Source organism: Sporosarcina sp. E16_8, assembly GCF_017347095.1.
GTDB lineage: Bacteria > Bacillota > Bacilli > Bacillales_A > Planococcaceae > Sporosarcina.
In genome coordinates, this window is record NZ_JADPRZ010000035.1 from 21907 (window position 1) to 36642 (window position 14736).

9 protein-coding genes are annotated in these 14736 nt (G+C 44.9%); all 9 read right to left on the reverse strand.

The window, feature by feature from the left end:
• Positions 1 to 127: 127 nt before the first annotated feature.
• Complete coding sequence (locus I2484_RS15810) at positions 128 to 1723, reverse strand: CTP synthase (protein WP_207152012.1); 1596 nt, start codon at positions 1721 to 1723, stop codon at positions 128 to 130.
• A gap of 314 nt (positions 1724 to 2037) precedes the next feature.
• Complete coding sequence (gene rpoE / locus I2484_RS15815) at positions 2038 to 2607, reverse strand: DNA-directed RNA polymerase subunit delta (RefSeq protein WP_207152013.1); 570 nt, start codon at positions 2605 to 2607, stop codon at positions 2038 to 2040.
• Between the two features lie 792 nt (positions 2608 to 3399).
• Positions 3400 to 6657, reverse strand: coding sequence for a fused isobutyryl-CoA mutase/GTPase IcmF (gene icmF, locus I2484_RS15820; protein ID WP_207152014.1), 3258 nt, complete (start codon positions 6655 to 6657; stop codon positions 3400 to 3402).
• A gap of 21 nt (positions 6658 to 6678) precedes the next feature.
• Positions 6679 to 7308, reverse strand: coding sequence for a TetR family transcriptional regulator (locus tag I2484_RS15825; RefSeq protein WP_207152015.1), 630 nt, complete (start codon positions 7306 to 7308; stop codon positions 6679 to 6681).
• Between the two features lie 18 nt (positions 7309 to 7326).
• On the reverse strand, positions 7327 to 8466 hold the full coding sequence (locus I2484_RS15830) for an acyl-CoA dehydrogenase (RefSeq protein ID WP_207152016.1): 1140 nt from the start codon (positions 8464 to 8466) through the stop codon (positions 7327 to 7329).
• A 190-nt stretch (positions 8467 to 8656) separates the two neighbouring features.
• Positions 8657 to 9793, reverse strand: coding sequence for an acyl-CoA dehydrogenase (locus tag I2484_RS15835; protein ID WP_207152017.1), 1137 nt, complete (start codon positions 9791 to 9793; stop codon positions 8657 to 8659).
• A gap of 30 nt (positions 9794 to 9823) precedes the next feature.
• Positions 9824 to 10675, reverse strand: coding sequence for a 3-hydroxybutyryl-CoA dehydrogenase (locus I2484_RS15840; RefSeq protein ID WP_207152018.1), 852 nt, complete (start codon positions 10673 to 10675; stop codon positions 9824 to 9826).
• Between the two features lie 17 nt (positions 10676 to 10692).
• Positions 10693 to 11889: an acetyl-CoA C-acetyltransferase gene (locus tag I2484_RS15845; protein ID WP_207152019.1), complete on the reverse strand. Its 1197-nt coding sequence runs from the start codon at positions 11887 to 11889 to the stop codon at positions 10693 to 10695.
• A 208-nt stretch (positions 11890 to 12097) separates the two neighbouring features.
• Positions 12098 to 14248, reverse strand: a complete 2151-nt coding sequence (locus I2484_RS15850) for a (Fe-S)-binding protein (RefSeq protein WP_207152020.1) — start codon at positions 14246 to 14248, stop codon at positions 12098 to 12100.
• Positions 14249 to 14736 lie beyond the last annotated feature (488 nt).

Here is a 14736-nt window from a genome sequence, read left to right on the forward strand (position 1 = left end):
TAAACGGGGATTTCCCGTTTATATGCAGCTTTTTTGGTTGGTGAGTGATGGTTATAATTGGTTGGGTGACAGATATGCTTGGCCACGCGCTATATATGATCGGCCGAACAGTTTGCAACCGCAAATATTATTCTTTTCGTGCAATTACCGCTCCAATGAAGTCACGGAATAGTGGTTGTGGACGTGTTGGGCGAGATGCGAATTCCGGGTGGAATGAGACGCCGACGAAGAATGGGTGATCTCCCAATTCGATAATTTCCACAAGTCGGTCATTCGGGCTTATCCCAGAAAGAGTCATACCTGCTGCTTCGAATTGCTCGCGGTATTCATTATTAAATTCATAGCGGTTACGGTGACGTTCGTAAATCAACTCTTCGCCGTAAGCAGCACGAGCTTTCGTTCCTTCTTTTAATTTACATGGGTATGCGCCAAGTCTGAAGTAACTTTCTGGATTACCATTACTTTCAGCTGGGCTCTCGATAATTTGATTTTTCGTATCTTTATCAAATTCAACTGAATGGGCATTTTCGATTCCCATAACATTGCGTGCGTATTCGACTGCGGCCAATTGCATGCCAAGGCCGATTCCGAAAAACGGAACGCCATTTGTACGGGCATAAGTAATTGCTTCAATTTTACCATCGATACCGCGTTTTCCAAAACCAGCTGGAACGAGGATTCCGTCGACATCCGATAATAATTCAGCTACGCTCTCTGCTGTTACATCTTCTGAATTGATCCATTTCATTTCAATCTCAGTGTCGAAACCGTAACCTGCGTGGCGAAGTGCTTCAACCGCAGAAATATAAGCATCCTGCATTTCAACATACTTCCCGACAAGTCCGATGCGAACTTTTTTCGAAAGGGATTTCACAAGTGTTACTAGTTCTTTTATTTCTGTCATATCAGGTTGTTTCGTCTCAAGTTCAAGGAAATCTACGACGATTTGATCCATATTCTGTTCATGCAATCTTAAAGGCACTTCATATAATGTTTCCGCGTCAAGCGCTTCTATGACTTCTTCTGGTTTAATGTTACAGAACAACGCAATCTTATCTTTCATTTCTTGCGGTACCGGATATTCGCTTCGTACAACGATCATATTTGGCTGAATTCCTAGGCTCCGAAGTTCTTTAACACTATGTTGCGTAGGTTTTGTCTTCATTTCACCAGCTGCATGTAAGTAAGGAATAAGTGTGTTATGGATATACATAACATCGCTTTTCCCAAGATCCGTTTTCATCTGACGTAGTGCTTCTAGGTACGGGAGGGATTCGATATCGCCAACACTGCCACCAATTTCTGTAATAACGACATCCGCGTTTGTCTCTTTTCCAGCACGTTTGATTAGGCTTTTGATTTCATTTGTAATATGGGGGATGACTTGGACTGTCGCTCCATTATATTCACCACTACGTTCTTTTCTTAGTACAGATGAGTACACTTTCCCCATCGTAACGTTCGAATACTTGTTCAATTTGATGTCGATAAAACGTTCATAATGACCAAGATCTAGATCCGTTTCTGCCCCGTCTTCTGTGACGAAGACTTCACCATGCTGTAAAGGACTCATCATCCTTGGATCAACGTTAATATATGGATCAAACTTCTGAATTGTCACCTGAAGTCCTCGACTTTTCAATAGACGACCAAGTGATGCAGCGTTTATTCCTTTACCAAGTGATGAGACAACACCACCGGTTACGAAAATATATTTTGTCATGTTTTTCTCCTCCATTCGTCTGGTTCGTTCTAGTTAAATCAAATTCGCTATGGCATATTTGCGTCCAGATTTAGTAAGGAAATGAGCCTACTCAGTTCATTCACATCAAAATCTGTGACATCCGCAGGACGCGGCGATCTTAGCCATAGTTCTACCATTCAGCAGGGGTTTGGTGTTCTACTGAATAATGTTAAAACAATAAAAAGCGCCCCATCTGTAGACAGTATCTACAGGAGGAGCGCATATACACTGGTTCATGTCCTTTTAAGGAGCCCAGTAAAATCTTATAGCGTCAAACGCGTGAAGTCAAGTAATTATTCCTTGATTTCATCCTCGTCTTCCTCTTCTTCTTCTTCGTCTTCATCAAGTTCAAGCTCTGCATCATCAGGGATGATTTCAAGTTCGTCGTCTGGGTCAATAAGATCTACTTCGATCTCGACAACTTCCTCTTCTTCTTCCTCGTCATCATCGTCTTCTTCGTCGTCGTCATCAACCAGTTCATCGAATTCTTCGTCGAACAGCTCATCCTCGTCTTCCTCATCTTCAATAAGGTCGTCGTCTTCAAGCAACACTTTTTTCTTTTTCTTCTTGCGTACTTTTACGACTGGAGCTGTTTCTACTTCGATTTGATCGACCGGGTACCATTCGCGCAGCCCCCAACGGTTGTCGTTGATGGCAAGGAATCTCCCGTCAATGTTCATGTCCGTATAGAATTGTTGCAGTTTTGTTCTCATAACTCGCTCTGTTATGCCGTTCAGTTTACGGATTGCGTCCATTAGCTGAAGCAATGTTAGCGGTTCTTTTCTTTCCGCCAGAACTGCATAAGCGATGTCAATCATCGATTCTTCTATCAGTTGTTCTTTCGTCATTTCACGGATGTTCAATTAATGCACGTCCTTTCTATAAAAACAAACATACTTATCATTATAAACAATGCAGTCCAAAATATGCTACATTCTTTTATTCTTTTTGGAGTGTCGAAGTTCTGTCACACAAATAAACACCAAATATGCTCCAGTAAGCAAAAAAGGAATGGCTCCTAATCCTTTATCATATAGCAGAAAAATGAGGGTGGCAAGGATGGCTATGATCAATATATGTATATATAGTTTCACGCCCACACCCCTTCCAGTCATTCTCCCTATTATACGTGAATATCACAAGCAATATCCATATAAATGAATAGTACGTACTAAACACTTTCTGCGAGAGTGAAGTACATGGAGATTTCATTCAATACCGCTGCGGCGCTTGGGGATGCCTCTCGCCATAAGCCAAGTAGCTTCGCTACCAGTCTTATGGCTTCGGCTACCCCTGTAAGGCGCCTTCGCTGGGTTTATATAGATAAAGTAATTCCGGTTGCATGGAGATAAATACATTGTGGCAGCGGCTGGCGCTAGATACTAAACAGAAAAGGACACACTAAATAATCCCCAAAGGCGTATTGAACATAGAAATTTCATTCAACACCGCTACGGCGCTTGGGGATGCCTTCGCTGAATTCGCATAGATAAAGCAATCCTAATAGCATGGAGAAAAATTCATTGTGCCAGATACTGGGTAGTACGTACAACAATAAAGCATTCATCCGGAGCGTACGACTACTGCACCACACACTCGCGAAAAAGGAAAATCCGTGCTAAACCGAAGTTTGCACGGAGACCAAAGATCCTTAATCACATATTCCTTCTATACTGCCCGCCGACTTCATACAGCGCGTTGGTAATCTGCCCCAAACTCGCAACTCTCACCGTCTCCATCAATTCCCCAAAAATGTTGCCGCCCGAAACTGCTACTGCTTTTAGTTTCTTCAAGGCTTCTTCGGTTTGATCGGCATGCAAGTTTTTGAATGCACGTAAGTTGAGTATTTGTGTTTCCTTCTCTTGTTGCGTGGCGCGTGCGATTTCCATGTTATCGACGTCATCAGACGATGGTGGATTCGGGTTCAAGTATGTGTTAACGCCGATGATTGGCAACTCACCCGAATGCTTTTTCATTTCATAATGCATCGATTCTTCTTGGATTTTACCGCGTTGGTATTGTGTTTCCATCGAACCGAGCACGCCGCCGCGGTCGTTTAGGCTTTCAAACTCGCGCAAGACCATTTCTTCAACGAGATCCGTTAATTCATCGACAATAAATGCTCCTTGAAGCGGATTTTCATTTTTCGACAGGCCGTGCTCATTTGTAATGATCATTTGGATAGCCATCGCACGACGAACTGATTCTTCCGTTGGTGTTGTAATGGCTTCGTCATACGCATTCGTGTGGAGCGAGTTACAGTTATCTTGCAATGCCATAAGCGCCTGCAACGTTGTGCGGATATCATTGAAATCGATTTCCTGTGCATGCAAGCTGCGTCCAGATGTTTGGACATGGTATTTCAATTTTTGGCTACGTTCGTTGGCGCTATATTTCTCACGCATCGCGACTGCCCAAATTCGGCGGGCAACGCGCCCGATAACCGTATATTCCGGATCAAGTCCATTCGAGAAGAAGAACGATAAATTCGGTGCAAAATCATCGATATTCATGCCACGGCTTAAGTAATATTCTACATATGTGAAGCCATTTGACAGTGTGAATGCCAATTGTGAAATCGGATTCGCACCTGCTTCAGCGATATGATAGCCAGAAATCGACACTGAATAGTAATTGCGTACTTTTTCATCGATGAAGTACTGCTGAATATCCCCCATCATGCGAAGCGCGAATTCCGTCGAGAAGATACATGTATTCTGACCTTGGTCTTCTTTAAGAATATCTGCTTGCACTGTTCCACGAACTGCTTGAAGCGTTCCTTCTTTGACTGCAATGAATTCTTCAACCGTCAGTGTACGCCCCTGTTTTTCCTCGTTGATGCGCACTTGTTGGTCGATTGCTGTATTCATAAACATGGCAAGAATAATCGGTGCTGGACCGTTAATGGTCATGGATACAGACGTTGCCGGTGCACACAAATCGAAACCTTCATACAGTTTTTTCATATCTTCTAGCGTACAGATGCTGACGCCAGATTCCCCGACTTTCCCGTAAATATCTGGGCGTTCATCCGGATCTTCTCCGTATAATGTCACTGAGTCGAATGCCGTTGATAGACGTTTCGCATCGTCATCTTTCGACAAATAGTGGAAGCGACGATTCGTCCGTTCCGGCGTTCCTTCTCCTGCAAATTGACGTTTTGGATCTTCGCCTTCGCGTTTGAATGGGAATACGCCAGCTGTATATGGATAGGATCCCGGGACGTTTTCTTTATAAACCCAGCGAAGAATTTCTCCGTAATCTTTAAACTTCGGCAACGCTACTTTCGGGATTTTTAATCCTGATAGGCTTGTTGTCGTCAAAGCAGTGCGTAGTTCTTTGTCGCGAACTTTTGTGATGAATTCATCGCCCGCGTAGGCTTCTTTCAACTTCTCCCAGTTTGCGAGGATCCGTTTTGATTCTGGCGTCAATTCTTCTTTAATGCCCTCCGCAAGTGATTGCAGTGAAGTCACGAGCGCATCGTCTGGCGCTTGTTCGTTGACCGTTTGAATGGCTCCTTCAAGCTGGAATAATTTGCGTGCAAGTGTTTCCTGCACTTCGGATTTTTTATGGTACCCACGGACCGTGTCTGAGATTTCACGTAAATATTGCTGACGGTCGTTCGGAATGATGACGTTTTGTTTTTGTGTTTTGACGAATTGTCCGTAAGATGTTTCCCAGTCGAGGCCGCATTTGTCGTTCAACACGGATACAAGTGCTGCGAAAAGTGAATTCGTCCCTTTGTCGTTGAACTGGCTTGCAATTGTGCCATACACCGGCATTGTATCGAGGTCTTTATCCCACAGAAGATGGCTGCGCTGATACTGCTTCTGCACTTGGCGCAATGCATCTTCAGAGCCTTTACGCTCGAATTTATTGATGACAATCAGGTCTGCAAAGTCAATCATGTCAATCTTCTCAAGTTGTGTCGGCGCACCGAATTCACTTGTCATGACATACATCGAAGCATCAGAGACTTCCGTAATTTCCGCGTCCCCTTGCCCGATTCCGCTTGTTTCAACAACAATCAAGTCGAAACCGGCTGTTTTCACGATGTCTAGCACATCTCGTATCGCTCCGGAAAGCTCTGTTCGAGAACCACGAGTTGCGAGACTGCGCATGAATACGCGTTTGTTGAAGATAGCATTCATGCGAATACGGTCACCCAGTAACGCCCCACCTGTTTTCTGTTTAGTTGGGTCAATCGACAGGATTGCCACTCTTTTTTCGGGTAGTTCGTGGAGGAATCTGCGAATTAATTCGTCAGTAAGCGAACTTTTCCCCGCTCCACCTGTTCCAGTAATCCCAAGAACTGGCGTATTTTTAGAAAGTGTACGTGCTTTTTCAACAACCGCAGTTGCTTGCGCGTCGTCCTGGCCATACATTTCTTCCACGTACGTAATTACATTTGCGAGTATTTCCGGCTGATCGACTGTGATTTTTTCAAGATTCCCCATTTCATTGTCTGTCGCTGTGAGGTAATCGCATTGCTCCATCATCCGGTTAATCATCCCTTGAAGGCCCATTGTGCGGCCATCTTCAGGTGAGAAAATCCAGGTAATTCCGTAGTCATGTAGTTCTTTGATTTCCTTCGGGATGATAACTCCGCCACCACCTGCGTAAATGCGAATATGCGGCGCCCCTTTTTCCTGAAGAAGGTCATACATGTATTTGAAATATTCAACATGCCCGCCTTGGTACGAAGACATCGCAATCGCTTGAACGTCTTCCTGAATTGCCGCATTGACAACTTCCTCGACGGAACGGTTATGGCCCAAGTGAATTACTTCTGCACCACTCGCTTGCATAATACGGCGCATGATATTGATGGATGCATCATGACCATCGAAAAGACTCGACGCTGTAACGAACCGAATATGGTGTTTCGGTTTATAAATTTCAACTGTTGCCATATATGGAACACCCCTTTTGCGTTATTGAACGTTTCCCCCAATTAAACCTTTAAAAAGCTGATCTGTTTGAACCCGAATATAGGTTTCTATCGTATAACTTTTATGCAATGCCCATCTGCGAAATGCCCACATCTGTCCTTGAACGACGATGTGATGTGCCGCGATGCCAACTTGATCTTTTGATATGCGCAATTCCCCCGAATTTGCACACGCATCCAGAAGATTTTCAAACAAAGCGACCATTTCCATTTCTTTTTTCAGAACGTATTGCAGTGCATCTTTTGGTAGTGATTTCGACTCTTGGTACATCACCAGAAATTCATCCGACATATCGTCAATCAAATGATAATACTGGTTAATGGCCACTCGCAGTCCATCCACTGTCCCTTCTTGTGTAGGAAGGGCAGAAAGACGGTCATGCACTTCATTATAAATGCTGTCACAAACGAGGTAGAGTACATCCTCTTTGGTACGAATATATTCATAAAGCGTTCCGATGCTAAATCCCGCTGCTTTTGCAATTTCGCGGGTCGTGGCACGGTGGAATCCTTTCTCTTTAAAAAGTTTCACCGCACCCCGAATCATCTGCTCACGCCGTTTTTCAATCAGACTTTCATCTTTTACAGACGATTTCACTTCTCGTTTATTCACTTCCCTACACCTCCCCGCTTATTTTGTCAGCATACGGGAGATAACGAGACGCTGAATTTCTTGCGTTCCTTCGTAGATCTGCGTAATTTTCGCATCACGCATGTACCGCTCAACAGGATAGTCTTTTGTATACCCGTATCCTCCGAAAACTTGAACAGCGTCTGTTGTCACTTTCATAGCCGTATCTCCAGCCATTAGTTTTGCCATTGCAGATGCCTGACCATATGGTAAGTTGTTTGACTCAAGCCAAGCAGCCTGGTACGTCAACAGTCTTGAAGCTTCCGTTGCTGTCGCCATATCTGCCAATTTAAAGCCGATGCCTTGGTTTGCAGCGATTGGTTTACCGAACTGAACGCGCTCTTTCGCATAGCCAACAGCTGCGTCAAGTGCCCCTTGTGCAATCCCGACTGCTTGTGCAGCGATTCCGTTACGGCCGCCGTCGAGTGTTTTCATAGCGATGATGAAGCCTTGCCCTTCTTCACCAAGAAGGTTTTCTTTTGGTACACGGCAGTTGTCGAACATGATTTCAGTTGTAGGCGATGAACGAATGCCGAGTTTGCGCTCTTTTTTCCCGACTGAGAAGCCTGGGAAATCTTTTTCTACGATAAATGCGCTTGTGCCTTTATGTTTTGAATCTGGATCAGTGACCGCGAAGACGATGTAAATGTCAGCAATACCGCCGTTTGTAATGAAAATCTTAGAACCGTTTATTACGTAGTCGTCGCCGTCTCGTTTCGCTGATGTGCGCATGCCGCCTGCATCAGAACCAGCACTTGGCTCCGTTAGACCGTATGCACCTATTTTCGTACCTTCCGCCATTGGACGAAGGTATTGTTGTTTCTGTTCTTCCGTTCCGTAATTAAATACCGGCCAACCTGCTAGTGATGTGTGTGCGGAAAGTGTGACGCCTGTTGACGCACAAACGCGTGACAATTCTTCTACAGCGATACAATACGCAAGGAAATCACTGCCGATGCCGCCATACTCTTCAGGCCAAGGAATACCTGTCAGGCCAAGGTCCGCCATTTTCTTGAAAATTTCCATGTCGAAACGTTCTTCTTCGTCGCGTTCTGCTGCTGTTGGCGCGACTTCATTTTCAGCAAAGTCGCGGACCATTTTACGGATCATTTCGTGTTCTTCGGATAGTTTAAAGTTCATTGGGTTTCCCACCTTATTTGATATTTGGTTGGTACTTATCATTAAAAATGTGTAGTTGCAATTAGAATCTCGAAGTTGCAATTAGAATTAGGTAGTTGCAGTTAGAATCCCAAAGTTGCAGTTAGGATTAGATAGTTGCAGTTAGAGCTTCAAGGTTGGAACTTACAGTCACACCCTAAAAACGCGGACATCACTTCATCAGATGTTTACTAATAACAATGCGCTGAATTTCGCTTGTGCCTTCGTAAATTTCAGTTACTTTTGCGTCGCGGAAATAGCGCTCGACTGGGTAATCTTCTGTATAGCCATAACCGCCGAATACTTGAACTGCTTCAATCGACCCTTCGACTGCCGCTTTTGATGCAAATAGCTTAGCCATCGAGGCTTCTTTGCCACATGGCAGTCCTTCTTCCCGCAGTTGTGCAGCGCGGTAGACGAGTAGTTTTGCTGCTTCGACTGCAGTTGCCATATCCGCTAGCTTAAATCCTACGCCTTGCTGAGCAGCAATGGGTTTACCAAACTGGACGCGTTCTTTCGCGTAGCCTGTTGCCGCTTCAAGCGCTGCTTCTGCGATACCAAGTGCTTGCGCCGCGATGCCGATACGACCGACGTCGAGATTCGCCATCGCAATTTTGAAGCCGCCGCCTTCTTCACCGAGCAAGTTTTCAGAAGGTACTTTCATTTGATCAAACGACAACTCTACGGTTCTCGAACCGTGAAGCCCCATTTTCCGTTCATCTTTTCCGATGATAAGGCCCGGTGTGTCTTTGTCGACGATGAATGCTGAAATACCGTACGTCCCTTTAGATGGATCTGTCGATGCAAAGACAATGTAAACATCCGCTTCGCCACCGTTGGTAATAAACATTTTAGAGCCGTTAAGTACATAATGATCGTCTTTTTTGACTGCACGTGTTTTAAGTGATCCTGCGTCAGAACCGGATGACGCTTCTGTCAGGCAGAAAGCACCAAGGTATTCGCCGCTTGCCAATTTCGGGAGGTAACGGTCTTTTTGGCTCTCGTTACCGAAATACATAATCGGGTTTGTACCAACCGATGTATGAACGGAAAGAATGACACCGACAACGGCGCTTACTTTCGACAGTTCATGGATGGCGCTAATATACGAGATGAAATCCATGCCCGCCCCACCGTATTGTTCTGGAACAGTAATGCCCATCAAACCGAGCCCGCCCATTTTCGTTAAAATTTCACGAGGGAATTCCCCAGCTTCCATTCGTGGAATGAACGGTTCGATTTCAGTCTTCGCAAAATTTTGTACCATGTCGCGCATCATCTGCTGTTCTTCGGTGAATGTTAAATCCATTATGATTTCCCCTTTAACTGTAAGCGTTAGTTAGTCGTAAACGTAGAATCCTCGGCCTGACTTCTTCCCTAACCATCCTGCTTTCACATATTTCCTAAGCAATGGGCATGGACGGTATTTCGAATCCCCAAATCCTTCGTGTAGCGTTTCCATAATGTATAAACATGTATCGAGTCCGATAAAGTCCGCGAGTTGAAGCGGCCCCATTGGGTGATTCATGCCGAGTTTCATGACTTCGTCAATCGCTTGTTCTGTTGCAACGCCTTCATAGAGCGTGTAGATTGCTTCGTTAATCATCGGCATAAGAATACGGTTTGCGACGAATCCCGGGAAGTCATTTACCTCTACCGGAGTTTTAGACAATTTCACTGTCATGTCTTCGACTGCTTTGTACACTTCGTCAGCAGTTGCAAGACCGCGGATGATTTCAACCAGTTTCATCACTGGAACCGGGTTCATGAAATGCATGCCAATCACTTGTTCAGGTCGCTTTGTTGCCGCCGCGATTTCCGTGATTGGAAGTGAAGATGTGTTGGATGCAAGAATGGCATGTTGCGGAGCGATTTCATCCAACTTCGCGAAAATGGACTTTTTGATGTCCATATTTTCAACTGCTGCTTCGATGACAATGTCAACGTCCGATGCATCTTGCAGATCGAGTGATTTCGTTATGCGACCGAGGACTGCTAGTTTTTCCTCTTCCGTCATGCGACCTTTTTCGACATTGCGGGAAAGATTCTTTGTAATAACCGCAAGCCCTTTCGCATAGGACTCTTCTTTTATATCATTCAGTTTTACGTCGAAGCCGGCTTGTGCACAGACTTGAGCAATTCCTCCGCCCATTTGTCCCGCGCCGATAACCATTATTTTTTTAATGTCCATTAATTAACGCCTCCACATTATTCTGATTTTGCTACTTCAATCATAATTGCGTCGCCTTGGCCTCCGCCTGAACAGATTGCTGCAATACCAATCCCGCCGCCTTGGCGTTTCAATTCATGTGCAAGTGTTAAGATAATACGTGCTCCGCTTGCGCCAATCGGGTGACCGAGTGCAACTGCACCGCCATTAACGTTCACTTTTTCAGAATCTAGTTCCGCAATTTGTGAGCTTGCGAGAGCAACAGCTGCAAATGCTTCGTTTATTTCAAAAAGTTTTATATCTTCTAGTTTCTTACCCGTCTTTTTAAGTAATGCATTAATAACAAGCCCAGGTGTTTGCGGGAAGTTTTCAGGTTCAATAGCCACTTCTGCATGACCAATAATGACTGCTAATGGTGTTTTTCCTTCTTTTAGCGCACGCTCTTCATTCATCAACACAAGTGCACATGCTCCGTCATTTACGCCTGGTGCGTTACCTGCCGTAATTGTGCCATCCTTACCGAATGCTGGTCGCAATTTCGCTAGTGATTCGAGCGATGTATTGCGGCGCGGTGCTTCATCCGTATCAACTACAATCGAATCACCTTTACGTTGTGGGATTTCGACTGAAACGATTTCTTGAGCGAACAATCCTGCGTCAATCGCTCGCAACGCACGTTCGTGGCTGCGAAGCGACCATGCGTCCTGTGCTTCTCGTGTTAATGAAAATTCTTCAGCCGTCAAGTTGCCGTATGTGCCCATATGAACACGGTCTGGCGAGAATGAACAAGAAAGTCCGTCGTAGATCAAGCCGTCAATCAGTTCTGCATCGCCCATTTTTAATCCGAATCTTGCTTTTGGCACGTAGTAAGGTGCATTTGACATAGACTCCATACCGCCCGCTACAATGACTTCTTCATCGCCAAGACGGATCAACTGATCAGCAAGTGTGACGCTGCGCATGCCTGATGCACATACTTTGTTGATGGTCTCCGTTTTTACAGACCAAGGAAGTCCACCTTTCGTCGCTGCTTGTCTAGAAGGAATTTGACCTTGGCCTGCTTGTAGTACCGTTCCGATAATGACTTCACCGACTTCATCTGCTGTCACGCCCGCACGATTTAATGCATCTTTGATAGCAATCCCCCCAAGATCACTTGCCGTCAGTGATTTTAACGCTCCGCCTAATTTTGCGAATGGTGTACGTGCACCGCCTACTATTACTGTTCTTCCCATTCTATCGCCCCTTTGATGATTGTTGGTAACGCTTTCATTCCTGGTGCCAGTTACTGCCGCAATTCAAAGATCTTGAATTGTGTCAGTGACTGAACGCTCGCTCGATAAGTAGTCAAGAAAAAAGGAGTGTTTCCACTCCTTAGGCATTCGCAAATTCTGTTTCTTTATTCTATCAATTGTACGACAATACTGATTGTTCCGCAATGGTTTATTGCAAAATCGATTCTACTTCAACCTCAACAGCCGGCTTCCAGTCTTCACCGAAAATCGAACGTTCTAGTAATTCTGCGATATCATATGTGCCGACAGTCTCTTCTACTTCTTTCGCTTTCGTGCCGTCTGACAACATCGTCAAGCAGTATGGACAGCCAGATGATATGATTCCCGGGCTGACTTCAAGTGCTTGTTCTGTACGAGCAACGTTGATGCGATGGCCAGTGTCTTCTTCCATCCACATAAGTCCTCCACCCGCTCCACAGCACATGCCGTCTTCGCGATTACGTTTCATTTCGACGAGATTGACACCAGGAATTGCTTTAAGAATTTCACGTGGCGGATCATAAACGTCGTTGTATCTGCCTAGATAACATGAATCATGGAACGTAATTGTTTCGTCGATGGCATGCTCTGGTTTCAACTTCCCTTGGACAACTAGTTCGTAAAGCATTTCCGTATGATGAACTACTTCTGCTTTAAATCCGAAGTCAGGGTATTCATTTTTAAAGATATTGTAGGCATGCGGGTCAATTGTAACAAGTTTTGTCACGCCCGCTTTTTCGAATTCTTCAATATTAGCTGTAGCCAACTCTTGGAATAAAAACTCATTCCCCAAGCGACGCGGTGTATCTCCAGAGTTCTTCTCTTTATTGCCCAGAATGGCGAACTTGATGCCCGCTTCGTTCATAAGATGGACGAATGATAAGGCAATTTTTTGTGAACGGTTGTCGAATGACCCCATTGAACCTACCCAGAACAGGTAGTCAAATTCTTCGCCCGCTTTTTTCAATTCTTTAACCGTTGGAATATGAAGGTCTGGACGTGCATCTCTCCAGTTTTCTTTCTCTTTACGGTTAAGACCCCACGGATTCCCTTGACGTTCGATGTTTGTCATCGCGCGCTGTGCATCCGGATCCATTTTCCCTTCTGTCATCACAAGGTAACGGCGAAGGTCGATGATTTTGTCAACGTGTTCATTCATAACCGGACATTGGTCTTCGCAGTTACGACATGTTGTACAAGCCCAAATTTCTTCTTCCGTGATGATATCGCCGATGAGAGACGGGTTGTAAATATCATCCATTGTAGCGCCTTCAAGTCCAGCTGCAAATGCAATCTGGTTGCCTTTTGTTTTATTGAACGCGAGTGTTGGCACCCACGGTTTCTGCTTTGTAACAAGTGCACCTGTGTTAGTTAGGTTATCACGTAGTTTCGTAATAAGATCCATCGGGGACAGCATTTTCCCTGTTCCAGATGCTGGACACATATTCGTACAACGTCCACATTCAACACAAGCGTATAAGTCGATCATTTGCAGCTGCGTGAAGTCAGTAATTTTACCTACCCCAAGTGGCGGCATCTCTTCTCCTTCTTCCACATTTTCCAATGCTTCGAAGTCGATTGGCTTTAAACGGCCTGCATGATCAAGACGGTGGAAATAAACGTTAGCAGGTCCTGCGATCAAGTGCGCATGTTTAGATTGCGGCACATAGACTAGGAACGTCAGTAGGATTAGCAGGTGTATCCACCAAGCGATGAAGAATATGACGGTTGCCCCGGTTTCCGGCATGAAACTGAATACTGTAGCAATCCCTGATGCGATTGGTTCAGACCATGACGCTTCATGTCCTTGCCAAATCATGTTCATACCGTTTGCAAGTAATGTTGAAAGCATGAGCCCCCCGATGAAAATAAGGACAAGCCCAGATTTCCATCCGCGTTTTAAACGCACTAGCTTCTCAACATAACGGCGGTGGAATGCCCACACAACCGCGACTAGAATTGTCACAGCAACGATTTCCTGGAAGAATGTAAAGGCAGGATACACCGAACCGAACGGTAAGTGGGATCCCGGTTTTAATCCTTTCCAAACCAGATCGATAGCTCCAAATTGAACGAGTAAAAACCCGTAGAAAAACATGACGTGGATAGCTCCACTCTTTTTATCTTTTAATAATTTCTTTTGCCCGAAGACGTATATCCATATTTTGCGGAGACGTTCTGAAATGTTATTATCAAACTCTTCTTTTCTCCCCAGTTTGATAAATTGAATCCGTGTTTTGATTAGATATGTGAACAACGCAAGCGCGTAAGCCACGACTGCGAGAAACAGAACCCAGTTGGCAATGATTAATGGATGCATTTATTTTCTCCCCTTCCCTTGTTGTTTGAATAGTAAAGATAGTGTAGTCGAAAATAGGTATCGTGTCGATGTCTATTTTCTAGTTTAATTATGAATGAGCATTCAGTCAACTAAAAGTTTAGATAGTTTTGAGATATTCGTGAAATTCGTGGGAGGGTTTGTGTGGATATGCTTGGGCGCGTAGGTTATATGATCGGGTTGGCGTTGATATGCTCGGTGCGTGGGTTATATGATCGCATTGGCGATGGATATGCTCGGTGCGCGGGTTATATGATCGCATTGGCGATGGATATGCTCGGTGCGCGGGTTATATGATCGCATTGGCAACCGATATGATCGGTGCGCGGGTTATATGATCGCATTGGCAACCGATATGCTCGGTGCGCGAGTTATATGATCGCATTGGCAACCGATATGCTCGGTGCGCGGGTTATATGATCGCATTGGAAACCGATATGATCGGTGCGCGGGTTATATGATCGGATCGG

Bases quoted from the DNA above. Each gene is read 5' to 3' on its own strand.
- I2484_RS15830 (WP_207152016.1), bottom strand. From the start codon at position 8,466: ATGAACTTTAAACTATCCGAAGAACACGAAATGATCCGTAAAATGGTC.
- I2484_RS15850 (WP_207152020.1), bottom strand. From the start codon at position 14,248: ATGCATCCATTAATCATTGCCAACTGGGTTCTGTTTCTCGCAGTCGTG.
- I2484_RS15845 (WP_207152019.1), bottom strand. From the start codon at position 11,889: ATGGGAAGAACAGTAATAGTAGGCGGTGCACGTACACCATTCGCAAAA.
- I2484_RS15835 (WP_207152017.1), bottom strand. From the start codon at position 9,793: ATGGATTTAACATTCACCGAAGAACAGCAGATGATGCGCGACATGGTA.
- I2484_RS15810 (WP_207152012.1), bottom strand. From the start codon at position 1,723: ATGACAAAATATATTTTCGTAACCGGTGGTGTTGTCTCATCACTTGGT.
- icmF (WP_207152014.1), bottom strand. From the start codon at position 6,657: ATGGCAACAGTTGAAATTTATAAACCGAAACACCATATTCGGTTCGTT.
- I2484_RS15840 (WP_207152018.1), bottom strand. From the start codon at position 10,675: ATGGACATTAAAAAAATAATGGTTATCGGCGCGGGACAAATGGGCGGA.